The organism is Rhizobium sp. BR 314 (assembly GCF_047445805.1).
GTDB lineage: Bacteria > Pseudomonadota > Alphaproteobacteria > Rhizobiales > Rhizobiaceae > Rhizobium > Rhizobium lusitanum_B.
Genome location: NZ_JARWLA010000001.1, coordinates 340,346 through 366,621 on the forward strand (window position 1 = coordinate 340,346; position 26,276 = coordinate 366,621).

Sequence of the window (26,276 nt, forward strand, 5' to 3'; positions counted from 1 at the left end):
ATTTGCGCAATCTACAGTCCTTCGGCCGCAATTTCGCAGTTGGCGGCAAAAGCTCCGTCAATCCGTTGCCGGCTTATATCGCCAGGGCATCTTCGAAAATTTGCAACTGCGGATATCGCTATTTCCAAGCGAGGCACCATTTCAAGGATGGGCTTCGTTCCAAAGCCAGTAACGGGAGGCATGATGATGCGCCATTTCCGCCATCGAGCGATTTCGTCGATGACCTTGATCACCTTTGCCCTTTTCTCGGTAACAGCCAGAGCCGCCGCTCCTCCGCCGGTCGAGGCTGAACACGGCATGGTGGTCACCGCACAGCATCTCGCCAGCGATGTCGGCGTCGACGTGCTGAAAAGTGGCGGCAACGCTGTCGATGCGGCTGTCGCCGTGGGCTATGCATTGGCGGTGGTCTATCCGACTGCCGGCAATATCGGCGGTGGCGGCTTCATGACCATCAGAATGCGGGACGGCAAGACGACCTTCCTCGATTTCCGCGAGCGCGCGCCGCTGGCGGCGAAGAAGGACATGTATCTCGACGACAAGGGCAACATCGTCAAAGGCGCGAGCACGGATGGCTATCTCGCCGTCGGCGTTCCCGGCTCGGTCATGGGTTTCGAGACCGCCCGTGAGAAATTCGGCACGAAATCCCGCCAGGATCTCATCGCGCCGGCCATTCGTTACGCTAAGGAAGGCTTCACGCTGAACCAGGCCGATGCCGCCGAACTGAACGAGGGCAAGGATTGGCTTTCCCGCGACCCGGCAACCGCCGCGATCTTCACCAAGTCGGACGGGAAGCCTTTCGCGACGGGTGACAAGCTGACCCAGCCGGACCTTGGCAACGCTCTCTCCAGCATCGCCGATCAGGGGCCGGATGGCTTTTACAAGGGACCGGTTGCCAATGCCATCGTCAAGGCAAGCCAAGACAAGGGCGGCGTTCTCGCCAGCCAGGATTTCGAGCAATATAAGGTCCACGAACTCGAGCCCGTGAAGTGCGACTATCGCGGCTACCAGATCATTTCCTCGCCGCCGCCTTCCTCGGGTGGCGTCATCATCTGCGAAATCCTCAACGTTCTTGAGGGATATCCGCTCCCCTATACCGGCTATGGCTCGGCCGAAACCGTGCATGTCATGGTCGAAGCCATGCGCTACGCCTATGCCGACCGCAATTCCGCGCTCGGCGACCCGGATTTCGTCAAGAACCCTGTCGGCAAGCTGTTGGACAAGAACTACGCAACGATGATCCGTGACGACATCGACCCCTATAGAGCCGGGGTCTCGAAGGACCTGATGCCCAAGGGCCTCGGCGAAAGTCACGAAACCACGCATTATTCGATCGTCGACAATGACGGCAATGCCGTCGCGGTCACCTACACGCTGAACGGCTCCTTCGGCGCCGGTGTCGTCGCACCCGGCACGGGTATTCTCTTGAACAACGAGATGGACGACTTCACCTCCAAGCCCGGCGTTCCCAATCTCTATGGCCTGGTGCAGGGCGAGGCCAACGCCATCGAGCCGAAGAAGACACCGCTTTCGTCCATGAGTCCGACCATCATCGCCAAAGACGGAAAGCCCTTCATGGTGATCGGTAGCCCCGGCGGCTCGCGCATCATCACCATTACGCTCGAGGCAATCATCAACGTCGTCGATTTCGGCATGAACATTCAAGAAGCGATCGACGCACCGCGCATCCATCATCAATGGCTGCCGGATAAGGTCTACATGGAGCCGCATGCGCTTTCACCTGACACGGTCAAGGTACTCGCCGGCATGGGCTACACCGTTCAGGTCGACAATGACTGGCCGATCTGGGGTCAGTCGGCCGGCATCCTCGTCGGCGGCAAGAGCCTGAGCGACATCGCCAAGGGCGGCGGTGCCCGCTACAACGGCGCCATGGACAGCCGCGCCGGCTCCGGACTGGCCGCCGGCTACTGAACCGCCGACACCAGCCGACTCGATGAACCTGATCGGTGCCGCCCTTGTCGGCACCGGTCTTTTCGGCAGAGAAGACCGCGCGCAACGAGCACATTATCTTACGCTGAAAACCCAATCGTGAGCATTTCCGCGCGATATCGCGCAATTCAATCACTTTACGTTCATCTGCCGCCGCGTTCACGCTTATGTGTGTCATTTTTTTCATCCCATCAATCAGATTTGCGGTTTCTGATATGGCCATCGCGGCCGAGCGGGAGTATACAAACCGCCGTTCAAACAGGCCTTCGCGGCCGTGACCAGACTTGCGGTTCTGTCTTCGGACCCCACTGCACCATCGAGAGCGATCCCCGACAATGTCGGATCAGATATTCCAGGCCGCCCCCACCCGGCGGGCCGCACCGAATTTTCGTGTAGTAGCACTTATCGTAGCAAGTGCGATGTTCATGGAACAGCTAGACGCGACCGTGCTCGCAACAGCCCTTCCGACCATGGCAAGAGACTTCGGCGTCAGCGCACCGGCCATGAGTATCTCGCTGACATCCTATCTCCTCAGCCTCGCAATCTTCATTCCCGCCAGCGGCGCCATTGCAGACCGCTTCGGGTCGCGCACTGTCTTCCGATCCGCCATCGCGGTTTTCGTTCTCGGCTCGCTTTTGTGCGCGCAAGCACCGAACCTGTTCTTCCTTGTCCTTGCCCGGCTTCTACAAGGGCTCGGCGGCGCCATGATGCTGCCGATCGGCCGTCTCGTGCTGATGCGCAGCGTCGCCCGCAAGGACATGGTCAACGCTATGTCATGGCTGCTGATCCCCGCGCTCGTCGGCCCCATCCTCGGCCCGCCGGTCGGCGGCATGTTCGTGACCTATCTCGACTGGCGCTGGATCTTCTATATCAACGTTCCGATCGGCATCATCGGCTTCATCCTCGTGACGATGTTCATCGAGGAAGTGAAAGGCCCGCGCACCGGTCGCTTCGATCTTTCGGGCTTCATCCTGTCGGGCATTTCGCTCGGATCGCTGCTCTTCGGCTTCGAAATGTCGAGCCGTGAAGGCGAAGGCTATCTCGCCATATTCCTGATCTCCATCGGCCTGCTGTTCGGCATCGCCTATCTGCGCCACGCCCGCAAGCATCCCTCGCCGATCATGGACTTCTCTTTGATGAAGGTGCCGACCTTCCGCACTTCCGTCATCGCAGGTTCGCTGACGCGCATCAGCCAGGGCGCGCATCCCTTCCTGATCCCGCTGATGCTGCAACTCGGCTTTGGGCTTTCGGCCGCCGCTGCCGGCCAGATCGCGATCGCGACCGCACTCGGCTCGATGGCGATGAAGCCTTTCCAGGTTCGCATTTTGCGCACACTCGGCTTCCGCACCGCGCTCATCATCTTCGGCCTGATCGGCACGCTCGGCTACGGCCTATGCTCCATCTTCAAGCCGGACTGGCCGCTGCCCATCATCTTCGTTATCCTGTTCTTCTGCGGCTTCTTCATGTCGTTCCAGTTCACGGCCTATAACACGATCGCCTATGACGAGATCGAACGCGACTGCATGAGCATCGCGACCAGTTTCTACTCGACCTTCCAGCAGCTCATGCTTTCCCTCGGCATCTGCGTCGCCGCCCTTGCCCTGCATGGCTCGACGCAGTTCCTTGGCCATGCGAAACCCGAGATGGTCGACTTCTCCGTCGCCTTCATCGTCGTAACCGCCATTGCGCTTCTGGCGGTCATCTGGAACGCCAGCTTCTCGCGCACCGCCGGTTCGGAGATCAGCGGCCATCGCCGCAAATCACCGGAAGAGAGCCTCGGCGAGCACTGAGGCTCGCCGCCGGCAGACTCAAGTAGTAGCGCCTTTTGTGAACAGTGCCTTCACGGGTGGCACATTGCATTGAACAATAACCACGCCCTAAATAGTGGCCAGAACCGAGTTACAGTCTGGAGCATCCCATGGTCGCTGGCATCCATCACATCACGCTGATTACCCGCAAGGTTCAGTCAAATGTCGATTTCTACGTCGGCTTCCTTGGTCTGCGCCTCGTCAAGCGCACCGGCGGCTTCGAGGACGCCACGCAGCTTCATCTCCTTTACGGCGACGCCACCGGCTCGCCCGGCTCGCTGATCACTTTTCTCGTCTGGGAAGACGGCTCGCCCGGTCGTGCCGGCGTCGGCCAGATCGGCGAAATCTCGCTAGCAATCGATCCGGCGAGCATCGGCTTCTGGCTGACGCGCGCCTTGAGCGCCGGTCTCAAGCCGGAGGGCCCGTCGGATGAATTCGGCGAGCCGGTCCTGCGGTTCAAGGATCCGGACGGTGTCATCGTCAAGCTTGTCGGGACCAATGCTCTGCAGGCAACGGCTCCGTGGACGAGCGAGAATATTCCGCAGGAACACGCGATCCGCCGCATTCGCGGCGCAACGCTGTTCAGCGAAACGCCCGAGGAAACGCGGGCCATCCTGATCGACTACTTCGATTACAAACCGCTCGCCACGAGTGGCGCGATCAGCCGTCTCGTCTCGGAGCCCGGGGATGTCCTCGACATCAGGGACGCACGCGGCTTCTGGGCAAGTGCGCCGGGTACCGGCACGGTCGATCACGTCGCCTTCCGCGCCGAAGACGATACCGAATTGCAGTCGGTCCGTACCGCGCTGCAAGCGGTCAATTCTTGGCCAACCGCGATGCATGACCGCAAGTACTTCCGCTCGCTCTACGTGCGCGAACCGGGCCGTATCCTGTTCGAACTCGCGACCGATGCACCGGGCATGTTGATCGATGAGGATGAGGCTACGCTTGGCACACGCCTCTTTGCCCCGGGTGACAGTCCGAAGCTTTTGGCCGAACTGAACGTGATCCTGCCGCAGTTCTCCATGCCCGGCGAACCGCGCGTTATCTATCGCGATCTGCCCTTCATCCATCGCTTCTTCACGCCCGAGCAACCGAACGGCAATGTCTTCGTCCTATTGCACGGCTCCGGCGCCAATGAGACGACGATGCTGCCACTCGGCCACGAGATCGACCCCAATGCGACCTTGCTCACCATACGCGGCCGCGCGCTTGAGGAAGGTGCACCGCGCTGGTTTCGACGCAACGGGCCCATGATCTTCGATCAGGCCGATATCGCCAGCGAGGCCGAGGCTTTTGCCGCCTTTATCGATGGCGCCATCCATGCCTACGGACTCGATCCGGAGCGCATCGTCTATATCGGTTATTCGAACGGCGCCAACCTGCTGAACGCCATGCTGTCGCTGCACCCGCATCTCGTCCGCCGCGCGGTGCTCCTGCGCTCCATGGCGGTGCTCGAAAATCCGCCAGCTGCGGATATGTCGAATGCCGACGTGCTGGTGATCGCTGGCGAAAAAGACCTCTACGGTCCGTATGCTCAGCCACTCGCCGAACACCTGCGTGATGACGGCGCAAAGGTCGAGCTCGCAACGGTGCCGGCCGGTCACGAGTTTGACGATGCCGATGTCCCGGCCATTCAGACGTGGCTCAACAAGTCCGTCTGAAACCGACCTCTTGAGCAGAAAGACAAAAGCCCGCCATCTGGCGGGCTTTTGCGTTGACGAATTCAGTTGGGGCTCAACCCTTGAACGTATATTCCGCGATTGATTGCGGCTTCATCTCGATCGAGAAGCCCGGCAGTCTCGGCGGCATATAGGCGGCGTCGCGGATGATGCAGGGATCTATGAAATGTTCGTGCAGGTGATCGACGTATTCAATCACGCGGCCATCCTTGGTACCGGAGACGGCGATGTAATCGATCATCGACAGATGCTGCACATATTCGCACAGACCTACGCCGCCGGCATGCGGCCAGACCGGTAATTTATACTTGGCGGCGATCAACAGCACCGCCAGCACTTCGTTCAGACCGCCCATGCGGCAGGAATCGATCTGCACGATGTCGATCGCGCCCTCGGCGATGAACTGCTTGAACATGATACGGTTCTGGCACATCTCGCCCGTGGCGACTTTCACTGGACCGATGGCCTGGCGGATCTTGCGGTGTCCGGCGACATCATCCGGGCTCGTCGGCTCTTCGATGAAGAACGGCATTGCAAAGGCAAGCTTCTGCACCCAATCGATCGCCTGATTGACTTCCCAGACCTGATTGGCGTCGATCATGAGATAGCGGTCGGGGCCGATCACCTCGCGGGCGATCGTCAGGCGGCGAATGTCGTCTTCGAGATCACGGCCGACCTTCATCTTCACATGGTTGAAGCCGGCATCGATGGCTTCCTGGCAGAGGCGACGCAGCTTGGCATCGTCATAGCCGAGCCAGCCGGCAGAAGTCGTGTAGCAGGCATAGCCCTCGCGCTCGAGCGTGGCGATGCGCTCGGCCTTGCCGGCTTCGGCTTTCTTCAGGATGGCGACGGCTTCGTCGCGGGTCAGCACGTCAGTCAGATAGCGATAGTCGACGATATCGGCGATCTGCTCGACGTTCATCTCGGAAACCAGTCGCCAGACAGGCTTGCCTGCTTCCTTGGCGAGCAGGTCCCAGACAGCATTGACGACAGCGCCGGTTGCCAGATGCATCGCGCCCTTTTCCGGGCCAATCCAGCGCAGTTGGCTATCGCTGGTCAGGTGCCGCCAGTATTTGCCGGGGTTTTCCAGCACGGTGGCAAGCTCTGTGCCGACAACCAGATGCCGCATCGCCTCGATCGCCATACAGCAGATCTCGTTGCCGCGGCCGATGGTGAAGGTCAGGCCATGGCCGGCAAGGCCCGGCCGGTCGGTCTCGAGAATGACGTAGGCTGCCGAATAATCGGGGTCCGGATTCATCGCGTCAGAACCGTCGAGGCTCTGCGATGTCGGGAAGCGCAAATCGAAAACGCGAAGATTGGTGATGCGCGTCACTGGAAAACTCCTTCTAAATCCATCGCGACCTCTCGACCCCTTAACCGAGGTCGAACTCCTCCCAGAGTGCCGCATTATGCTCGCCAACGTGCGGGGCCGCACGCTCGAATTTCGGCCGCTGTCCATCGATGCGGATGGGCGAGCGGGTGGTATGCATTCTGACGCCATCATCGCGCCCGACCGTCTGCAGCATGTCGAGAACGCGGAAACCGTCGCTGCCCAGCAGCTCCGGCCAGTTCAGCACGTGGGCGCACCAGATGTCGGCAGGCTCCAGTATCCCAAGCCAATCGTCGACATTGCGGGTGACAATGCGCGCCGCGATCAGCGCCTTGATCTCGTCGCGCGCGGTAAACCAGCTTTTTGGATCATCGCGATAGGGCGCGAGTTCGTCCATGCCGAGCAGATCGGCAAGCCTGGAAATCGGCGTCATGGCAATGGCGAGATAGCCGTCGGCCGCAGGATAGACGCCATAGGGGGCGGAAAGATAGGCATGGGCGCTGCGGACATGAGAGCGCTCGGGTAGCTTGTTGCCGCTGTTCATGTGGACGCTCAGCACCTCGACCTGCAGATCGACCAGAGCCTCGAGCAGGCTGGTCTCCACCAATCCGCCCTCGCCCGTCACGCCGCGACGCACCAATGCTGCAAGAATGCCCTGGACCGCAGCCGCACCCGCCAGCATGTCGCCGATCGCGAGGCCGAAGGGCACCGGGCCCTGCCCCTCATCGCCATTCAGCCACATCACACCGGAGCGTGACTGTGCCAGAAGATCCTGCCCTGGCCGCGCCACCCATGGCCCTTCTTCGCCATAACCGCTGATCGAACAATAGACGAGGCGCGGATTGAGCTTGCGCGCGGTTTCATAATCCAGACCCAGCCGTTCGATCACGCCAGGGCGGAAATTCTGAACGAGAACATCGGCCTTGGAGATCAGCTTGCGCAGAGCGCTCATGTCGCGCTCGTTCTTCAGGTCGATCGCCAGGCTCTCCTTGGAGCGGTTGATCGCATGGAAGATGGTCGAATCGCCGTTCTCGTGGTCGCTGAGATAAAGGCCGCGAGAGAGATCGCCGCCGGCAGGCCGCTCGATCTTGATGACCCTCGCGCCGAGATCCATCAGCCGCAGAGTGCAATATGGGCCGGACAGAAACTGGCTCATGTCGACGATAACAAGTCCGGCCAGCGGCAGGTCATTCTTCAGCGTCATCGATACTTCCGCCCTCTTCATTTCGCTCCGGCAAACGCGCTTTTCTGCCCCGACAATCACCGTCGCTCCGATTTTTGCGCCAGCCTCAATCTTCTTATGTGAATAATATTTTCACATATGGATCATATTTGCAAACAGAATGACGGAGGATATTTGCCGGCCATCGGGCTTACGCCACCGGAAAATGCGCTATGTTCCGACAGGACGAGGTTCTTGACGAGGAGATGGAGTATGGCGACGGTCAAATTGCTCGGCGATGCCGAGGCGGAAGCGATCCCGGCGGTCAAAGCCGTGTTCGACGATATTCGTTCGGTCCGGAAATCGGATTTCATCAACAATTTCTGGCGCGGTCTCGCCAACGATCCGGTTCTGCTCAAGCGCACCTGGGAAGGCTTGAAAGCGGTCATGATGGCGGACGGCCCGCTCGATCCGCTGGTGCGCGAGATGATCTACATCGCGGTCTCGACCGCCAATGGCTGCACCTATTGCATCCATTCTCACACGGCTGCCGCCAGAGCCAAGGGCATGACGGATGCACAGCATGCCGATCTGCTTGCCGTTATCGGCCTCGCGGGCCAAACCAACCATCTCGTGACGTCAATGCAGATTCCTGTCGATCCGGAATTCGAGGTCGGCCACCGCAAATAAAGCAAAAAGGCCCGCAGGCAGGCGCCGGCGGGCCTTCTATCAGTAATGTTGACGCGTTTAGCGGTCAGACTTTTCGGTAGCCTGAACCTCTGCGGCAATCGCTACGACATTGATACCGTTGTTCACGGCCAGCAACCTCTTGCGAACCAGAACGCCCATGACGCGCGCAGCCGTCGAGAAAGTCATCGTATCGAGCGGACCCTCTCCTTCCCACGGCTTGGTCAGTCGCTCGGTCACGGCCGAGACGATATTGTTGGGCACGATGTCGGTGCATTCGCGCATGGCTTCGAATACGACGCTGATGGGGACAATGCGCCCCTCGAACGTCACGATCGGTTCGGTGACTTCGCTGTCCCATTCCTCGAAGGCATAGAGCGCCTCGCGGAACAGCTGCTGCAGAGTGATGGGGGCATGACCCTCATGAAGGGGCGGCAAGGCATTCGACATGTCTGTCTCCTTTCAATTGGAAGTCCGGCGCATGTATGAAACTCGATGGTCCCCGTAGAGACCCAGGCGCTGCTTCTTCAGTTTGGCGCGCCCCGAACACAGTCCATGGGGGCAAGCGGCGCGGCAAACCATCTTCTGACCGGCGCAACGCGGGACACACACAAAATGTTCCCACCGGTCATTTAACTTGATCAAGTCTATAGATTAATCTCGACTTGAAAAGCCTAATTAATAATTTTCTGAATTTCTCTTTATTTTTGAATGGCTTCACGTAGACTGAAATCGCGTCTGACAGCCGGAAGGCATGCGAATCCCTTCCAAAACGGTGAAAGGAAGACCATGTGCGGCGATCATGAACACGGGCATGAACACGGCCACCATCATAGCCATCAACCGATCGACTGGCGCGAACATGGCATCAAAATCATCCCCGGCAATGCGCTCGACCCGAACACGGCGCAGACACCCGGAATGAACCGGGCAACCGCCATCAACAATGCCCGCGCCGGCGCCGAAAAGATCTGGGCGGGAACGGTGACGATCCATGCCAATGCCAAGACCGGCGCCCACCATCATGGCGACCTCGAAAGCATCATCTACGTGGTGAAGGGCAAGGCCAGGATGCGCTGGGGCGAGAATCTGGAATTCGTCGCCGAAGCAGGCCCCGGAGACTTTATTTTCGTGCCGCCATTCGTGCCGCATCAGGAAATCAATGCCAGCCGCGACGAGACTTTGGAATGTGTGCTGGTGCGCTCCGGACAAGAGCCCGTTGTCGTCAATCTCGATATAGAACCGGTGGAAAAGCCGGAGGAAGTTCTCTGGATAGATCCGATCCACCGCTGATCTGCTCAAATCTTAGGCAAACACCCAATTTGCCGCACAAATAACCCACAGTATTTGTAGAAAATTAATTTCCGTCTCCATCTGATCCTGAAACAGTTTTTCATAACCGCAGTGCACAACGCATGATCCTGCTTGGCAGCATGAACACGCGTCTGAAATGATCTGGCCGTCAACGAGACAACGATCTCGCTTATCTGGAACAGGATTTCCCATGACTGAAAAGCTCTCTAAAGGTTTCGACGCGCTGCGCCTTTCCCGCCGCGCCGGCCTTGCTGTCATCCTCGCCTCCGCTGTCGCCGCTTTCGGCTTGACGGCAACCGCCACGAAGTCCGTTGCTGCGGACAAGACGATCAAGGTCGGCATCATGAGCGGCGAGGACGAAGACGTCTGGCGCGCGGTTGTGGCCGAAGCCGCAAAGAAGGGCCTGAAGGTCGAGCCGGTCGTCTTCAACGACTATACCCAGCCGAACGAAGCACTGGAGCGCGGCGAGATCGATGCCAACGCCTTCCAGCACAAGCCCTACCTCGACAACCAGGTCAAGCAGCATGGCTACCACATCGTGGTTGCCGGCTATACGGGCATCTGGCCGATCGGCCTTTACACCAAGAAGTATAAGGCCGTAGCCGAGCTGCCGAAGGGTGCCGTCATCGGCGTACCGAACGATCCGTCGAATGAAGGCCGCGCACTGCTCGTTCTGCAGCATGAAGGCGTCATCAAGCTCAAGGATCCCAAGAACATCCTCGCCACCGCCGCCGATGTTGCGGAAAATCCGAAGAACGTTGAGATCAAGGAACTGGACGCCGGTATCGTCGGCCGTTCGATCGACGATCTCGACGCCGCTGTCGTCAACACCGATTGGGCGCTGAAGGCCGGGCTCTCGCCGAAGGACCGCATTGCCCAGGAACAGATCGACGGCAACCCCTACCGCAATTTCATCGCCGTTCGCCAGAGCGACGAGAGCGCACCGTGGGTGAAGACCTTGGTGGCCGCCTATCAGAATGATATTGTGAAGGCCGAGTTCGACAAGGTCTACAAGGGTACGGGCCAAAGCGCCTACTGATAACCGGACGGCGCGGGAGACAGCGCTAAGCGGCTGGGCGGCCCGGGCATATATTGCCCAGGCCGCCTTTGGCGTTTACAGCGCGGCATCACCCGCGCCGGACCCAATAAGAAGATCGGGAAACAGACATGAATTCCTTCACCCCCGCCACATCAATCGATGGACAGGCGCCGCCCGAGCGATCGTCGGGCGATGAGATCGTCCGTCTCGTCGATGTTCGTCGCCGGTTCGGCACGACGCCCGCGCTCGACGGCATTTCGCTGACTGCGCGCCGTGGCGAGATCGTTGGCATCATCGGCCGCAGTGGCGCCGGCAAATCGACGCTGATCCGTTGCCTGAATGGCCTGGAGCGCGCCGATAGCGGCGAAATCCATATCGAGGGCCGCGATATCGCGCGTCTGTCGGAGAAGGAACTGCAGCCGCTGCGTCGCCGCATCGGCATGGTCTTCCAGCACTTCAACCTGCTTTCCTCGCGCACCGTCGAGGAAAATATCGCCCTGCCACTGAAGATCGAGGGCGTCGGCAAAACCGAACGTTTGCAGCGCGCCCGCGAACTGCTCGACCTCGTCGGCCTCGCCGACAAGGCGAACGCCTACCCATCAGCTCTGTCGGGCGGACAGAAACAGCGTGTCGGCATCGCGCGCGCTCTTGCCGCCCGGCCTGCCATTCTTCTATCAGACGAGGCAACTTCGGCGCTCGACCCGGAAACGACCCGGGCCATCCTGACTCTTCTGAAGGATATCAACCGCAAGCTTGGCCTGACGATCCTGCTCATCACCCACGAGATGGAAGTGATCCGCTCGATCGCCGACCGCGTGGCCGTCATCGATGCCGGCCGGATCGTCGAGGAGGGGTCGGTCTGGACCGTCTTTGCCAATCCCGCAGCGGAAATCACCGCAAGCCTGCTCAGCGGCGCTCGTCCGCAGCTTCCGGATCACATCGCCGCTCGCCTTTCTCCAACCTCAGGGGCCGAGGCCATCATCAGCGTCGATCTCGCCGGCCCGGCCGCTCAGGGCGCGCTTTTCGCCGACCTTTCGGCTGCTCTCCCCCGCTCCTTCCGGCTGGTCCACGGCGGCATCGATCATATCCAGAACCAGCCTGTCGCCCGCTTCTTCGTGGCAGTGCCGACACACGACGCGACCTTGCCGGCACAGGTCGTCGATTTCTTGAAAGCCCGCTCCGCCCGGGTGGAGGTTCTAGGCTATGACAACTGATGTAATCCTCGGCCTGCTTTGGCGCTCCTTCTGGCAAACCGTCTGGATGACGGGCGCATCCGGCTTTCTGTCTCTGATCATCGGTCTGCCGCTCGGCCTCGCCCTCGTCGTTACCAGCCGTGGCGGCATCGCCGAGCAAGGCGCGATCAACCGCGTCCTGGGTATCTTGGTCGATGGCTTCCGCGCCGTCCCATTCATCATCCTGCTCATCGCGTTGATTCCGCTGACGCGCCTGATCGTCGGAACGGCACTCGGCACGACGGCTGCCATCGTGCCTCTGACCATCGCCGCAATCCCCTATTACGCACGCGTCGCTGAGGTCTCGCTGCGCGATGTCGATCGCGGCCTGATCGATGCAGTACGGGCCATGGGCGGTAATCGCTGGACCATCATCCGCGAGGTGCTGATACCCGAGGCCATGCCCGGCATTGTCGCCGGCTTCACCGTAACCATCGTGACGCTGATCGGCGCTTCGGCGATGGCCGGTACGATCGGCGGCGGCGGCCTCGGCGACCTTGCCATCCGTTATGGCTATCAACGTTACGAAACGAATGTGATGATCGCAGTCGTCATCATCCTGATCATTCTGGTCTGGGGCATGCAATGGCTGGGCGATCGCCTCGCCATCCGGCTCGATCGCCGCTAATCCCAGCATTCCCGGCGCAGGAGACGCTCCGCCGGGAATGGACTCCAACGTTCAGTTGCGCGTCACCGGCTTGGAGCGCATGCGCGACACCGTCTCCCGTTCCGCACGTTTGCATCGCATCGGCGGGAGGCCTCGATCCATCAGATCCATATCCTCCAGCACCATGTCACCCATTTTTTTGAAGGCGCTGTCGAGTGCGCCTGCTCGATGGGCCGAGCGCAGGAAGCCCTTCAGCTTGCGCACGGGATGATCGGGGCTAAGCGGCTCTTCCGGATAGACGTCGCTCGCCGCAACGATGTGGCCTGAAGCGACCGCCGACATCAGTGCATCGAAATCGACGACATCGGCGCGGCTGAGCAGAATGAAGGCAGCCCCCTTGCGCATGCTGCCGAAAGCTTCGGCGCCGAGAAAGCCCTTGTTCTCGCTGGTAACCGAGGCAACCACGAATATGAAATCGCTGCCCGACAGAACCTCGTCCAACCCGGCTGGCTGCACACCGTGTTCTCTAAGGATCGATGGCGGCATCCAGGGATCGAACACTCTAATATTGGCCCGGAAGCCCGAGAGCACCCGGTTCAGTGCCTTGCCGAGATCGCCGAAGCCGATGATGCCGATATCACTGCCCGAGATCAGACGCGCCTTCGCATTGCCGTCGCCACCCCAAAGCTCCCTGCCCTCGCGAAAATCCAGATCCGCATCGGCAATGCCGCGCGCGAGGCTCAAGGCAAAGCCGAGTCCGATCTCGGCAACCGGCTCAGCAAAGACCAGACCGGTGGTCACGACATGAATACCGCGTTCGAAAAGCACCTCATAGGGCATGTTGTTGATGAGGTTGCTCTCGACGTTCAAGATGCAGCGCAGCTGCGGCATGCGATCCAGCGTTTCCTTCGACAGCGGCGGCTGACCGATGATGTAGCGCGCCTCGCCAAGCACCTCGTCTCCCAGTCCGGCGATATCGTCCCGATCCGCCTCCACGATGCGGTATTTGGCGTGGAGGAGTGATAGCGCGTCCCTGGTGAAGATGAGTTCAAGCGAACGCGGCTCCGGTGTGCTGATAGCCAAAGGTCTGCTGTCGGTCGTCATTCCATTCCTCCCTGTCTCGGGCGAGGATCCAATATCATTCGCTGAATGAGATCAATCCGCCTCACCCTCCTCGCCGGGCATTCCAACGGAGAAGGCGCAGATGCGCGAGAGATGGGTGAGCGGCAACCCCGTCTCCACATGCCATGCATTGAACTGCTCCTGAATCAGCCTCAGATCTTTCTTGGTGGGCTTGCTTTCCGAGATCGGCACGCCAGAAAGTCGCAAGCAGACGAGAACATCATGGCTCATGACGAAGCTATCGCGACCAAGCACACGGAGAAGATATTGGCCGGTCATGCCGCCGAGCCGGTTTGCCTGCTTGTCCAGCACAGCAAGCAGGCCGATCTGGTCCTCGAGCGGCCAATCGGCAAAGAAACGGCCGGCACTGCCGTACTCGTCAGCAAGCCGCCGGACGAACTGTGCATTGGCACGCACGGACATGATCTTGGCGCCATTGCGGATAACCCGCGTATCCGAGGTCAGGTCATGCCAGTAGTCGTCAGGTGCAAGATTGAGGAAGGCCGGATCGAAGCCGGAAAAGGCGGCTTCAAAACCCTGCCATTTAGCGTCAATGATATTGCGCACGAAGCCCGCATAGAAGACATAGCGCGTCATGTCGGACAGAATGCGGTCATCCGGCACCGTCCGCAGCACGTCGTGGTCAGGTACTCCGGGCATCAGCGCCCTCAGCCCTTCGGCGCCGCCCTTGCGCTTCTCCGCACGCTCCCTGATCTCCGCGAAGTTTCCCATGAATATCCTCCTTCGACCGCGCTTCGTGCCAAATCTTTTACATCCCGCGCCCGCACGCAAGGGGTTGCGGAGCAAGCTCGCGCCCGTCGGAAACGCAGCATCGAAACCGCCGACGGAAAGTTGATCGAACTCCCGCTTGAATCGATCAGCCGACGATTGAAACGATGCCGGACTGCACCAGATACCCTCGTGAAATTAGCTTGAGATTTCACGCATCGTGGCGTTAATTTCGGCGGCGTCGGATCGGAGCTTCGTACCATGAACAACAACGACTGGAACTACCCCATCATGGTCATCTGCAAGCGGACCGGAAAGGTCTACACAGTCGCCAACACGAAAGAGGCGCTGGACATGCTGCTGAACGCCTGGCCCGTGGCGGAAGGCAAGGCCTTCATGATGGCCCTACAGATTTGTGCCGACGTAGAAAGCGGTCACGGACAGGAGACGGAAGCTCGGAACAGCTTCGTGGCCGCTGCGATGGAAGCAAGCGTTCCGATCGAGACCCCGGTGATCCAGTAGGATCGCAGGCAAGCCTTGCTGCATATCCTGATGCCGGCGATCGCCAGATCCGGCTGATGTGGCTTTGAAGGGATTGAGGCGCCTATCGCCCTCGCGCCGATGCGCACTGCAGCTTGATATCGCAAAAGTGCTCCGACTAATTTTCCGGGAAATTGCGAAACCTTTTCCCGTTGCGCGAGTTTGGATAGCGATGTCGAAGGACGATGGAGCTACATATGATGGTTGGAGAAATTCCGGGTCGATGCGCAGCAGCTTTCCGCCCGGAACGCGTAACGAACCAGGAAGATCGATTGCTTCTGCAATTCGGACAGAGGCCGAAACACCCCGAAGCGGCTGAAGTCTGCTTGGAAAGCAAGGTGCTGGAATAGCTCCACCGGCAGAAACTCGGTCAGACTTGCACCCCACGCCGAAACAGCAACCACTCAAAAAGCACCTCGGTTGTTAAACGGCGCTGCGGAAATGTCTTATCCGGCTCCTTTCACAGAATTCCGAAAGCGGAACCACCACCTACTTTTGCCGGAATTGCCTTAGCCGCTATCAAAATTCACAGTTGATCTGTTCGCTGACGGATAGAGCTGCAGCATATGGCTGACCGCCGCGCGGCCGTGGACGCGCAACCGAAAACAACCTTAATAATGCCGGGCAAGATAGCGTACCATGCGGAATGCTTTTTGCAGGCTTACCGGAGCATTTACGTTTCGGAGGTAACGCGTTTTGAAACGAAACACTTTACGACCATTTCCTGCTGTCACTCTCGTCATGGGAGAGAACGGCAATTATCGCCGTGTCAATTCGGTACATCAGGTTGCAGAATTATTGTTGGAGCATTGGCCGGTTGAAAACGGCGAAGAATATGTTGCGGCGGTGCGTGTCTGCCTCGAGGCGATGCTGGGTGCCGCCCCTCCGGAAGCGGCAAGGGAAGCTCTGATCAAGGCCGCGCGGGAGGCCGGCATATCCGTGATGCAGTGAAATCCTCACTATGCGCCGCAAGCGATTGTAATCTAACAAGAAGCAATTCACCTTTTGTGAACCACTGCCAGCGATTGTTCCAACAAGGGCAGGCGATTCGCCTTACCAATGACGGAGAGATTATGTCGCTTTTAGCATTCCCGGCCGACAGACGCACCAGCGATATCAGGCGCTGCGCCAAGGCATTGTTGCAACTGAACGGCGAAGAAGCCAATCGCTTCTGGCGTTCGGAAATGGCAGGCTTCGCTGTGAGATTGACGGCACAGGGCATGGATCAGGGCGAGATTTCGCGGCAGGCCGCGCTTTTCATGCATGCGGTTCAAATGGAACTACAGCTCGCTTTCGCGATAGATGACGAACGCAACGCCTCAGCCTGAGGCCGCTATCTCGGCAACCTGCAGAATGCCACAGACTTGTCGCCGCTCGTCGGCGACTTGATCTGCACAGTCCATTCCCCGCCGGGAAAATGATATCCCTTGGAAGTGGCAACGCCTGCAATCTGCATGCAGGCTTTCCGGGCATCGGCGGTCGGCACGTCGATCATTGCCGTTACCGCATATTTTCGACTGGAAACCTGGCAGGGCCCCGTAAACAAGCCGGTATTGTCGATCATCTTGCAGACACGATACGCGTTGCTCACGGCATCGTCGGCAGCCATTGCACCATTGGCGACCACCAAAATTGCGGCCACCGCCAAAAATCGTTTCATTGAAAACCCCGTTCCCCGCAACGGCACGCTGCCAGAGCCCGTTTCGCCTTGCAAGACATGTTGTGCGGATTTGCGGCGACTGTTTGAAAATACAACGCAAATCGAGGCAGCTCGTTCGCTAAAATGAAGACGCCCTGCATCTCAGGGACCTTCAACGACAGAGCCATGCGACAGTTCTGCCGAGGACCTCACGAGCGCCAGCGCAGGGCATGCCACCACCCCCCGACCGAACATCCAACAGCAATATCGCAAAACCGCCCCTCGCTTCGCGACATGTGGAAAACGCTCCGCCGACAGCATCCTGTTAACCTCTAGGATATTAGAAGATGGCAAATTAGCTAAAGTAAAATCCGGAAACGACAAGATGACCGAAGCTTCGCAAAACAACCGAATGTCGGCACGGAAGCGGACACTTCTCGGAGCCAAGATCATCTTCAACGACGGACATTCGGTCTACGACTGCCTCGTCAGGAACCTGTCCGATACGGGCGCGATGATCCAGATAGAAAACCCGCTCGCAGCCCCGAACGCATTTGACCTTCAGCTTTCGGACAACAGGCTGCTGACCTGCGAAGTCCGCTGGCGAAAGATCAACAGCATGGGCGTTCAGTTCGTGTAGGTTCGCGCAACGACCGACGAAAATCGTCGCATAGAGCCGTTCAGCCGCTGAAAGCCAAACATGCAATTACCGAGCTGCGTATCGAGGCTTGGACAATCAGCTCCAAGCTACGCAAGCACTCAACTCTGAGGCGACATTTGTAAAATATGGTAGCGGAGGAGGGATTTGAACCCCCGACACAAGGATTATGATTCCTCTGCTCTGACCTACTGAGCTACTCCGCCACGCCGCGTTTGATGGTTAGCATCACACGCAAAGGTCAAACGAACCGCTGCCCGGAAGCGCCAGCTCGTTGGTGAGCGGCTTATAAGGTGCGGTTCGGCTTGGTGTCAAGCGGATGATTTGGAAAAATCAGCGCTTTCTCTTGAGCCCGAGCGTTCCGTCCCTCAGGCAGCCACGGGGCTGGCCAGAAGAGCCTTCAGGGAAGCTTCCGCGAGCGGCTCTCTTTCCGAGCGTTCGATGAAGCCGCCGCCATAGACGCGGGCATCGTCGCCCGGTGCCGAATAGAGCGCGCAGGCCTGTCCCGGAGCAACACCCGCCTCGCCGACAGAAAGATCGACATAGATGCCGCTGGCATCGGCATGCAGCACGGCTGGAGCCGGAGCACGGGTGGAGCGCACTTTGGCGAAACAGGCAAAGCCCTCGCCGGAAGCTGCCTGCAGCAGCGGCTCGTCGCCAAGCCAATTCACGTCACGCAGATAGACGCGATGCGTTTCGAGCGCTTCCTTCGGCCCGACGATGACGCGGCGCGAGCGGGCGTCGAGATAGACGACGTAGAGCGGCTCGCCGGTGGCGATGCCGATGCCGCGGCGCTGGCCGATCGTATAGTGCAGGATGCCCTCATGCTGCCCGAGCACGCGGCCGTCGAGATGGACGATTTCGCCGGCAAGCGCCGCATTCGGCTTCAGCTTGGCGATGACGTCGGAATACTTGCCTTGCGGCACGAAACAGATGTCCTGGCTATCGGCCTTCTTGGCGACGACAAGGCCCATCTCCTCGGCAAGCGCGCGGGTCTCGGCCTTCGGCATGCCGCCAAGCGGAAAACGCAGATAGTCGATCTGCTCCTGCGTGGTGGCAAAGAGGAAATAGCTCTGGTCGCGATCGGCGTCGGCCGGGCGATAGAGCGCCCGGCGGCCGGGATTGTCGGCAGTCGGATTCGGACGCGAACGGATGTAGTGGCCGGTCGCCAGCGCGTCCGCGCCGAGCTCCTTTGCGGTCGCCAGCAGATCGGCGAACTTGACGGTCTGGTTGCAGGCAACACAGGGGATCGGCGTTTCGCCTGCGACATAGCTTTCGGCGAAGGGATTGATCACCGTTTCGCGGAAGCGTTTTTCATAGTCGAGCACGTAATGCGGGATGCCGAGCGTCTCGCAGACACGGCGTGCATCGTCGATATCCTGGCCGGCGCAACAGGAGCCGGCGCGATGTACGGCAGCGCCATGATCATAGAGCTGCAGCGTGATGCCGAGCACATCATAGCCCTGCCGCTTCAAAATGCCGGCGACGACGGAGCTGTCGACGCCGCCAGACATGGCGACGACGACGCGGGTATCTTCCGGCCTCTTGTCAAAATCCAGTGTATTCACGGTCGTTGCCGCCAGTCTTCCACGATCTTCGATGCTATCCTGAGCGGGATGACTTTTTCGAAAAGCCGCCACGCTTTCATTGTCTGATACCGCATGACCTTGCCCAAAAACCGCTATGCACTTTTCGGGACCATGCTCTCGCCGCCGGATGCCATGCAAAAGCGGCGAATTTTCATCATGTGGGGCCATCGGCCGCTCTTTGCGGCCAGCCTCAGTTGTGGACGGATATAGAAAGGATTGCCAACCCATGCAAGGGGTGGGCGAAATCGCGAATCATCCCTCGGAGCGCCGTGCTTCCTTTCGGAAGCACAAAGGTCGCTCTAATCTCGAATCTACGCATCGTGCTTTCCGGAAATCGATTCCGATTTTCGGGTCGATGCTGTAGTCTTCAAATGCCCGACCAAATTGCCTGCACGCCGCAAAACAGTGACGGCAGAGCCTACGGCAACGATCCAGAGCGCAGCCGTCAAAACCCAGCTACCACCGCTCCAAAGGGCCTCGATGATGGAGAGAAGGGCCGCACCCGTGGCCACGGCCATGCGATGCTGCTTGGCCATCGGCCCGCCGAAATCACTGGGATTGCCAGTGGCGCGTCCAAGCTCGCGCACATAGGCCGTCAGCACGGCGAAGGCGGCTGCGGCCCAGCCAAGCCCGGGCATTGCAATGCCACAGCCAACGCCGGCAAAGATGAGGATATCGGCGATCCGATCCGGAAACTCGTTCCAGAAGGGCCCATCGGCTTCGCCCTTTCCGCCTTCGACGGCCACCATGCCGTCAAGCAGATTGCAGAGGAGACGCAGCTGGCAGAACAGGGCCGCAAGAATCAGCAAGGCCACACGGATCCCCGCACCGCCGGCGGCCCCCGAAAGCCAGAAGGAACCGCCCGCCAGCGCCGCCATCAACATGCTCGTCTGTGATATCTGGTTCGGCGTCACAGAAAGTGCGGTCATACGCCGCGCCAGCGTCTGAGCCCATCGCGTGTTGCGGCTCGCCAGCGGCCGCCTGTCACCCATCCCCTCGCCCGTCATGGCCCCTCACCTCTCATGGTTTCGCCGCCTTCCGCCCGATATCGAGTAGTTGTAGATGGCCGCATAGCTGGAGGAGACCAGCAACGGCACGGCAATGGTCTTCAGGATCTCTGGCGTGCCGCTCAGCACATGGATGACAATCAGGATGGTTGCCGAGCCCAGGCAGGCAATCAGCGGCGGCGCCCAAAGGCGTGTAAGGCCGCTGAACCACCGCGCCAAAGCTTCGACCACGGACTTCAAAAACAGCGTCAGGCAGCCCGAAAGCACCCCCTGCACGAAGCCTGATATCAAGGGGCGCGGCATGGGATGCATGTGATTGGCGAAGAAGGCCCAGCCGCCCATGGCCAGGAAAGCGAAAAGCACATGCACGATGCTGCTGCCGGCAAGCGCTTTCAGCCTTCCGCTCATGACACGGACCACCAGAAGCGCACGAGGTGGAAGAAGATCGGCGCGGAGAAGACGACCGAGTCCAGCCGGTCGATCAGCCCGCCATGCCCCTCGATGAGATGACCCCAATCCTTAACGCCGCGATCCCGCTTGATCGCCGACATCACGAGCCCGCCGAAGAAGCCCATGATCGTGATGACGAAGGCGAGCAGCCCGGCCTCCAGCGGCGTGAATGGCGTCACCCACCAAAGCGCCGCGCCAATCAGCGAGGCGCTGACCACGCCGCCGACAAAACCCTCCACCGTCTTCGATGGCGACAAACGCGGCGCGATCTTCGCTTTCCCGAACAGCTTGCCCCAGACATATTGCAGCACGTCGCTGAGCTGCACGACGATCACCAGGAAGGCAATGAGCAGTACGTTGCGGCCTTCATAGCCGGGAATATGCAAAGTGAGCAGCGCCGGCACATGCGAGGCACAGAAGACGCAGATCATCAGCGCCCATTGCACCTCGGCGATCCGCACCAGAAACCGTTCGGTATCGCCGCGCAGCACCGCGATGATCGGCATGAGGAGGAAGGCGTAAACGGGAATAAAGATCGAATAGATGCCATATTGCTCGGCCCAGAGCAGATAATACTGCACCGGCAGGACGACGAAGAAGGCCGCGGCAAGCGCCCAATGATCCGCCCGTTTCGTATTGATCAGCGTCACGAACTCGCGCAGCGCCGCAAAGGAGCAGAAGGCGAAAAGCAGAATGACGCCGGCGCGCCCGGCAATGAAGGCGATGCCGATCAGCACCACCATCACCCACCAGGCCTTGATGCGCGCATTCAGGTTCTCGATCGCGGCATTCGATCCGTCGGGCGACAGCCGACGCTCCAGCACATAGCCGATGACGGAGGCGACGATCAGCACGCCGAAAATGCCGAGGACGAGGTGGATCAGATCGGCGCTTGCTGCCCCCATTCTCAGTCCCCCGCCCGCTTCGGCGCAAGCGCCAGCAGGGCCGTTTCGGCTCTCGCCAGGAAATCCGCCTTTTCCTCGGTCTCGCCGATATGCAGCGCCTCGCCGAAAGTGACGGTGCAGATCAGCGGAATAGGCACGAATTCACCCTTGGGCATGACGCGGTTGAGGTTGTCGATCCAGACCGGAACAAGGTCGATATCCGGGCGTGCCTTGGCAAGGTGGAAAAGCCCGCTCTTGAAAGGCTGCAACGATTGTTCAGTGAGATTTCGGGTGCCTTCCGGAAACAGGATCAGCGACGAGCCTGCATCGAGCGCCTGGGTCATCTGCGTAACCGGATCTTCCTTGCGGACCTCGCGATCGCGCTCGATCAAGACTGCATTGAAAACATCGCGGCCGATGAAGCTGTTCAGCGATGACTTCAGCCAATAGTCGGCGCCGGCCACCGGGCGCACCCGTCTGCGCAACCGTGGCGGCAAAACTGTCCAGATCAGGATGAAATCGCCGTGACTGGAGTGATTGGCGAAATAGACGCAGCGGCTAGTACGCATGCCGCTCTCGGGCCAGATGGCTCTGACGGCGGTAATCGCCCGCGCAAAGAGAACGATGGCCACCGAGGCCGGTTTTGCCAGCCATTCGATCGGCGTGCCCATTCCTTCCCCGAGAATGTTCTTCCGCAAAGCCTCCATGACAAAGAAATAGGCTCGTTTCGCAAACCTCGATAGCTACTCGCCCGGCTTATCCACAACCGTCGCAGCAGTAGAAAAAACCCGGCGCAACTCATGTCGCACCGGGTTTCGGAGTTGACTCTTGGGAGGAGCAAACCGGATGGTTCGACCGACCCTCGGAGGGGCGGCTTAGTCGATGTTGAACACCAGCGGCTTCGCCTGGCGGATGGCGTGGTGCGCCGTTAGCTTGGCAAGCACATCATCGCTGAGCGCGCCGTCGACATAGAGCAGTGCGATGGCATCGCCGCCCTGCTTGTCGCGGCCGAGCTGGAAGTTGGCGATGTTGACGCCGGCGGAGCCGAGCGTCGTGCCGATGAAGCCGATCATGCCGGGAACGTCGGTATTGGCGATATAGACCATGTGGTTGCCCACGTCGGCGTCGAGGTTGATGCCCTTGATCTGAATGAAGCGCGGCTTGCCGTCCGAGAAGACGGTACCGGCAACCGAGCGCGTCATGCTGTCGGTGGTGACCGTCAGCTTGATGTAGCCGTCATAGACGCCTGTCTTGTCGCGCTTGACTTCGGCCAGCACGATGCCCTTTTCCTTGATCATGATCGGCGCCGAAACCATGTTGACGTCGGCGACCTGATTGCGGATCAGGCCAGCGAGCAGCGCGCTCGTCAGTGCCTTCGTGTTCATGCCGGCGGTGACGCCGTCGTAGAGGATCTCGATTTCCTTGATCGGATCTTCCGTGACCTGGCCGACGAAGGCACCGAGAACATCGGCGAGCTTGATGAAAGGCCTCAGGATCGGCGCTTCTTCAGCGGTGATCGAGGGCATGTTGATGGCGTTCGAGACAGCGCCTTTGACGAGATAGTCGGCCATCTGCTCGGCGACCTGCAGAGCGACGTTTTCCTGCGCTTCCGTGGTGGAAGCGCCGAGATGCGGCGTGCAAACGACATTCGGCAGGCCGAACAACGGGCTTTCCTTGGCAGGCTCCACTTCGAAGACGTCGAAAGCAGCACCGGCGACATGGCCGGACTTGATGGCGGCGGCGAGAGCTGCCTCATCGACCAGACCACCACGGGCGCAGTTGATGATGCGCACGCCCTGCTTCATCTTGGCGATCGCAGTCGCGTCGATGATGTTGCGGGTCTTGTCGGTCAGCGGCACATGCAGCGTGATGAAGTCAGCGCGGGCGAAGAGTTCGTCGAGCTCGACCTTGGTCACGCCCATTTCCTCGGCGCGCTCCTTCGACAGGAACGGGTCGAAGGCAACGACGTGCATCTTCAGGCCGAGTGCACGGGCGATGACGATCGAGCCGATATTGCCGGCGCCGATGATGCCGAGCGTCTTGCCGGTGATTTCGACACCCATGAACTTCGACTTTTCCCACTTGCCGGCCTGAGTCGAGGCATCAGCAGACGGGAGCTGGCGAGCAACGGCGAACATCAAGGCGATAGCGTGCTCGGCCGTGGTGATCGAGTTGCCGAACGGCGTGTTCATGACGATGATACCGCGGCGCGAGGCGGCGGGGATATCGACGTTGTCGACGCCGATGCCGGCACGACCAACGACCTTGAGGTTCTTGGCCGCGGCGATGATCTTCTCCGTCACCTTGGTGGCGGAACGGATGGCGAGACCATCATAGTTGCCGATGATTTCGAACAGCCGATCCTTATCCTTGCCAAGCTGTGGCTGAAAATCGACTTCGACGCCGCGATCGCGGAAGATCTGGACGGCGGTTTCCGACAGTTCGTCGGATACGAGTACGCGAGGTGCCATTGAGGCCTCCTGAAAAGTCACCTAAGACGGGCAATTTCCGGGAAATGCGAAGCGGCTTTCCGTCAGGAATTGCATGAAAATAACAAGAAATCCGGAATGCTGAGCTCCGCCTTCGCCGGCGGAGCCATTCACGCTTCAAACCTCAGGCAGCAACCTGGGAGAGCGTCGCCTTCTGCGTTTCGAAAGCCCAGGCAAGCCAGGGCATCAGCTTCTGCATGTCGGAGGCTTCGATGGTAGCGCCCGCCCAGATACGCAGGCCCGACGGTGCGTCGCGATAGTGGCCGACATCATAGGCGACGCCTTCCTTTTCGAGCAGCGCAACGAGGCCCTTGGCGAAGTTCGCCTGACCATCGGCATCGAGAGCGACTACATCCTTATCGACGATCTTCAGGCAGACGGAGGTATTGGATTCCGTCTCGGCCTTGACAGCGAGATTGGCGATCCAGTCGTTGGCGGCGACGAAATCGTGGATAACCTTTGCGTTGGCATCGGCACGACCGATCAGCGCCTTCAGGCCACCGAGTTCCTTGGCCCAGAGAAGCGCGTCGATATAGTCTTCGACGCAAAGCATCGAAGGTGTGTTGATCGTCTCGCCCTGGAAGATGCCTTCGATGAGCTTACCGCCGCTTGTCATACGGAAGATCTTCGGCAGCGGCCAGGCCGTCACATAGGTCGTCAGGCGCTCGACGGCGCGCGGCGACAGGATGATGACGCCATGTGCGCCCTCGCCGCCCAGAACCTTCTGCCAGGAGAAGGTGACGACATCGAGCTTGGCAAAATCGAGGTTCTGAGCGAAAGCCGCCGAAGTGGCGTCGCAGATCGTCAGCCCCTTGCGGTCGGCCGGAATGAAATCGCCATTCGGGACGCGCACGCCGGAGGTCGTGCCGTTCCAGGTAAAGACCACGTCGCGATCGAAATCGATCGTGGAAAGATCAGGAAGCTCGCCGTAACCGGCCTCGAGCTTGCGGACGTCCTTGAGCTTCAGCTGCTTGACGACGTCGGTAACCCAGCCGGCACCGAAGCTTTCCCAGGCGACCATATCGACGCCACGTTCGCCGAGCAGCGACCAGAGCGCCATTTCGACGGCACCGGTATCGGAAGCCGGAACGATGCCAATACGGTAGTCCGCCGGTACTTCGAGAATTTCACGGGTGAGGTCAATGGCCTGCTTGAGCTTGGCTTTGCCGACCTTCGCGCGATGCGAACGGCCAAGAGCCGCGTCAGAAAGAGCATCGAGCGTCCAACCGGGGCGCTTCGAGCAGGGGCCAGAAGAGAAATGGGTATTGTCCGGACGGATGTCCGGCTTGGCGAGCTTAGTCATGATGCTATCCTCTCAGATAGAAAGCCCTTCGTTGGGGAAGGGTGTCCCGCTGCCGGGTATATTGGAAGCCGCCTGCCGGCGCAACAGGAAAGTGGAACTCCCACATCACTTCACAAATTCGTGCGAGAAATTTGATGGCGCAAGTTAGCCGTAATGGAGCTGATCTAAATCGGCCTCACAAAAGCTGATTTCTACGGCGAAATGCAATCACATTAGGTCGAGCGCGAGTTGATTCGCGCCGCCGGAAATAACAAGTGTGCTCGATGTCACTCACTGCACTCGCCGAACGTCCTTTCGAATTCCCACAACCCATTCCCGTATATCTGATCAACATCGATCGAGCGGCAGACAGACTTGCAGAGATCGAGCGCCAGAGCGGTGAGCTCGGGTTACGCTTCGAACGGATCGACGGCGTCGACGGCGCTCTTGTTCCTCGCGAGCAATGGATAGATGTCGATCACAGGCGCTTCCAGCGCCGGCATGGCAGAACCATCCTGCCCGGCGAGTACGGCTGCTACCGGAGCCACCTGCTGGCATTGCGTCGACTTCTGGCCAATGGCGACGACATGGCCATCATCATTGAAGACGATGTAGCCTTGGACAAAGATTTCCTGGACCGTGCCATATCTGCCAAGGAAGCGGCACCGACGGCGGATCTGATCAAGCTCGTCAATCACCGCTGGAGCGGCTTTCATGCCCGGGCGGAGAGCCCGAAGGGTGACATCGTCGGTCGCTGCCTCTTCGGCCCTCAGGGTTCGACGGCGTGCTATCTCATTACACGCAAGGGTGCGGAGAAGATCGTGAGATCGTTGTCGGTCATGTCGCTGCCCTGGGATGTCGCAATCGAGCGCGGATGGGACATGCAGATGTCCATCTTCACCACCCGCACCAACGTCCTCGGCTTCGGCCCGCTGCGGGGAAGTACGATGGTCGGCTGGCGCCGCGATTATCGGGCGGCCAAGTCATCCGCATGGCGGCGGATACCCGCACACCTGTTCCGTACCTTGGATTTTTTCAGGCGGATCGCCTATGTCCTGGCGACACCTTGAGCGCTTGGC

26 protein-coding genes and 1 tRNA gene are annotated in these 26,276 nt (G+C 59.8%); 14 read left to right on the forward strand and 13 right to left on the reverse strand.

The genetic code is table 11. The features are described 5' to 3' along the window. The first annotated feature begins 186 nt into the window (after positions 1-186). From ggt to QD461_RS01635, 3 genes are all read left to right on the forward strand, one after another. Positions 187-1,929 carry a gamma-glutamyltransferase gene (gene ggt, locus QD461_RS01625; RefSeq protein WP_414086334.1) on the forward strand — a complete coding sequence of 581 codons (1,743 nt, stop codon included), beginning with the start codon at positions 187-189 and terminating at the stop codon, positions 1,927-1,929. 353 nt (positions 1,930-2,282) lie between these two features. Then, positions 2,283-3,737, forward strand: coding sequence for an MFS transporter (locus tag QD461_RS01630; protein ID WP_414086186.1), 1,455 nt, complete (start codon positions 2,283-2,285; stop codon positions 3,735-3,737). 128 nt (positions 3,738-3,865) lie between these two features. Next, positions 3,866-5,419: an alpha/beta fold hydrolase gene (locus tag QD461_RS01635; protein WP_414086187.1), complete on the forward strand. Its 1,554-nt coding sequence runs from the start codon at positions 3,866-3,868 to the stop codon at positions 5,417-5,419. Positions 5,420-5,492: 73 nt separating this feature from the next. Here QD461_RS01635 and QD461_RS01640 read toward each other — a convergent pair whose 3' ends face one another. After that, the gene (locus QD461_RS01640) at positions 5,493-6,770 is read right to left on the reverse strand and encodes an L-fuconate dehydratase (protein ID WP_414086189.1); all 1,278 of its coding nucleotides are present in this window, start codon (positions 6,768-6,770) and stop codon (positions 5,493-5,495) included. Positions 6,771-6,810: 40 nt separating this feature from the next. Further along, on the reverse strand, positions 6,811-7,971 hold the full coding sequence (locus QD461_RS01645; RefSeq protein ID WP_414086190.1) for a CaiB/BaiF CoA transferase family protein: 1,161 nt from the start codon (positions 7,969-7,971) through the stop codon (positions 6,811-6,813). A gap of 231 nt (positions 7,972-8,202) precedes the next feature. Between QD461_RS01645 and QD461_RS01650 the strand changes: the two genes are divergently transcribed. Then, a complete protein-coding gene (locus QD461_RS01650) occupies positions 8,203-8,619 on the forward strand; it encodes a carboxymuconolactone decarboxylase family protein (RefSeq protein ID WP_414086191.1) in 417 nt (138 codons plus the stop codon). 57 nt (positions 8,620-8,676) lie between these two features. Here the strand turns inward: QD461_RS01650 and QD461_RS01655 are convergent, their stop codons facing one another. Continuing rightward, positions 8,677-9,066: a hypothetical protein gene (locus tag QD461_RS01655; RefSeq protein WP_414086192.1), complete on the reverse strand. Its 390-nt coding sequence runs from the start codon at positions 9,064-9,066 to the stop codon at positions 8,677-8,679. A gap of 339 nt (positions 9,067-9,405) precedes the next feature. On the opposite strand from QD461_RS01655, the gene QD461_RS01660 reads away from it, so the two are divergent. The 4 genes from QD461_RS01660 to QD461_RS01675 all read left to right on the forward strand — a co-directional run bounded on the left by QD461_RS01660 (position 9,406) and on the right by QD461_RS01675 (position 12,829). Further along, positions 9,406-9,909: a cupin domain-containing protein gene (locus QD461_RS01660; RefSeq protein WP_414086193.1), complete on the forward strand. Its 504-nt coding sequence runs from the start codon at positions 9,406-9,408 to the stop codon at positions 9,907-9,909. Positions 9,910-10,120: 211 nt separating this feature from the next. After that, positions 10,121-10,969, forward strand: a complete 849-nt coding sequence (locus QD461_RS01665) for a MetQ/NlpA family ABC transporter substrate-binding protein (RefSeq protein WP_414086194.1) — start codon at positions 10,121-10,123, stop codon at positions 10,967-10,969. Between the two features lie 128 nt (positions 10,970-11,097). Then, the gene (locus QD461_RS01670) at positions 11,098-12,183 is read left to right on the forward strand and encodes a methionine ABC transporter ATP-binding protein (protein ID WP_414086195.1); all 1,086 of its coding nucleotides are present in this window, start codon (positions 11,098-11,100) and stop codon (positions 12,181-12,183) included. Then, positions 12,173-12,829, forward strand: a complete 657-nt coding sequence (locus QD461_RS01675) for a methionine ABC transporter permease (RefSeq protein WP_414086196.1) — start codon at positions 12,173-12,175, stop codon at positions 12,827-12,829. Before QD461_RS01670 ends, QD461_RS01675 begins: the two co-directional genes overlap by 11 nt. Positions 12,830-12,880: 51 nt before the next feature. On the opposite strand, the gene QD461_RS01680 is transcribed toward QD461_RS01675, so the two are convergent. Both QD461_RS01680 and QD461_RS01685 read right to left on the reverse strand, forming a co-directional pair. After that, positions 12,881-13,912, reverse strand: a complete 1,032-nt coding sequence (locus QD461_RS01680; RefSeq protein ID WP_414086197.1) for a hydroxyacid dehydrogenase — start codon at positions 13,910-13,912, stop codon at positions 12,881-12,883. A 51-nt stretch (positions 13,913-13,963) separates the two neighbouring features. Continuing rightward, positions 13,964-14,662 carry a DNA-3-methyladenine glycosylase I gene (locus tag QD461_RS01685; protein ID WP_414086198.1) on the reverse strand — a complete coding sequence of 233 codons (699 nt, stop codon included), beginning with the start codon at positions 14,660-14,662 and terminating at the stop codon, positions 13,964-13,966. 258 nt (positions 14,663-14,920) lie between these two features. On the opposite strand from QD461_RS01685, the gene QD461_RS01690 reads away from it, so the two are divergent. From QD461_RS01690 to QD461_RS01710, 5 genes are all read left to right on the forward strand, one after another. Next, positions 14,921-15,181: a DUF982 domain-containing protein gene (locus tag QD461_RS01690; protein WP_184702775.1), complete on the forward strand. Its 261-nt coding sequence runs from the start codon at positions 14,921-14,923 to the stop codon at positions 15,179-15,181. Between the two features lie 714 nt (positions 15,182-15,895). Beyond that, positions 15,896-16,150 (forward strand): DUF982 domain-containing protein, encoded by a 255-nt coding sequence (locus QD461_RS01695; protein WP_414086199.1) that lies wholly within the window; start codon positions 15,896-15,898, stop codon positions 16,148-16,150. Positions 16,151-16,272: 122 nt separating this feature from the next. Continuing rightward, positions 16,273-16,527 carry a DUF6074 family protein gene (locus QD461_RS01700; RefSeq protein WP_414086200.1) on the forward strand — a complete coding sequence of 85 codons (255 nt, stop codon included), beginning with the start codon at positions 16,273-16,275 and terminating at the stop codon, positions 16,525-16,527. Positions 16,528-16,626: 99 nt separating this feature from the next. Further along, positions 16,627-16,986: a hypothetical protein gene (locus QD461_RS01705; RefSeq protein ID WP_414086201.1), complete on the forward strand. Its 360-nt coding sequence runs from the start codon at positions 16,627-16,629 to the stop codon at positions 16,984-16,986. Between the two features lie 237 nt (positions 16,987-17,223). Beyond that, positions 17,224-17,478: a PilZ domain-containing protein gene (locus QD461_RS01710; RefSeq protein WP_414086202.1), complete on the forward strand. Its 255-nt coding sequence runs from the start codon at positions 17,224-17,226 to the stop codon at positions 17,476-17,478. A 147-nt stretch (positions 17,479-17,625) separates the two neighbouring features. On the opposite strand, the gene QD461_RS01715 is transcribed toward QD461_RS01710, so the two are convergent. From QD461_RS01715 to QD461_RS01750, 8 genes are all read right to left on the reverse strand, one after another. Then, positions 17,626-17,702: transfer RNA gene (locus QD461_RS01715), tRNA-Met, on the reverse strand. A gap of 162 nt (positions 17,703-17,864) precedes the next feature. Continuing rightward, positions 17,865-19,064, reverse strand: a complete 1,200-nt coding sequence (mnmA, locus tag QD461_RS01720; protein ID WP_414086203.1) for a tRNA 2-thiouridine(34) synthase MnmA — start codon at positions 19,062-19,064, stop codon at positions 17,865-17,867. Positions 19,065-19,396: 332 nt separating this feature from the next. After that, positions 19,397-20,092 (reverse strand): CDP-alcohol phosphatidyltransferase family protein, encoded by a 696-nt coding sequence (locus QD461_RS01725; RefSeq protein WP_414086204.1) that lies wholly within the window; start codon positions 20,090-20,092, stop codon positions 19,397-19,399. 6 nt (positions 20,093-20,098) lie between these two features. Next, positions 20,099-20,500 (reverse strand): hypothetical protein, encoded by a 402-nt coding sequence (locus QD461_RS01730; RefSeq protein ID WP_414086205.1) that lies wholly within the window; start codon positions 20,498-20,500, stop codon positions 20,099-20,101. Then, the gene (locus QD461_RS01735) at positions 20,497-21,447 is read right to left on the reverse strand and encodes a phosphatidate cytidylyltransferase (RefSeq protein WP_414086206.1); all 951 of its coding nucleotides are present in this window, start codon (positions 21,445-21,447) and stop codon (positions 20,497-20,499) included. Before QD461_RS01735 ends, QD461_RS01730 begins: the two co-directional genes overlap by 4 nt. A gap of 2 nt (positions 21,448-21,449) precedes the next feature. Beyond that, positions 21,450-22,097 (reverse strand): lysophospholipid acyltransferase family protein, encoded by a 648-nt coding sequence (locus QD461_RS01740; RefSeq protein ID WP_414086207.1) that lies wholly within the window; start codon positions 22,095-22,097, stop codon positions 21,450-21,452. 204 nt (positions 22,098-22,301) lie between these two features. Continuing rightward, the gene (gene serA / locus QD461_RS01745) at positions 22,302-23,897 is read right to left on the reverse strand and encodes a phosphoglycerate dehydrogenase (protein ID WP_414086208.1); all 1,596 of its coding nucleotides are present in this window, start codon (positions 23,895-23,897) and stop codon (positions 22,302-22,304) included. Positions 23,898-24,039: 142 nt separating this feature from the next. Then, the gene (locus QD461_RS01750; RefSeq protein ID WP_414086209.1) at positions 24,040-25,218 is read right to left on the reverse strand and encodes a phosphoserine transaminase; all 1,179 of its coding nucleotides are present in this window, start codon (positions 25,216-25,218) and stop codon (positions 24,040-24,042) included. 263 nt (positions 25,219-25,481) lie between these two features. On the opposite strand from QD461_RS01750, the gene QD461_RS01755 reads away from it, so the two are divergent. After that, a complete protein-coding gene (locus QD461_RS01755; RefSeq protein WP_199148109.1) occupies positions 25,482-26,267 on the forward strand; it encodes a glycosyltransferase family 25 protein in 786 nt (261 codons plus the stop codon). Positions 26,268-26,276 lie beyond the last annotated feature (9 nt).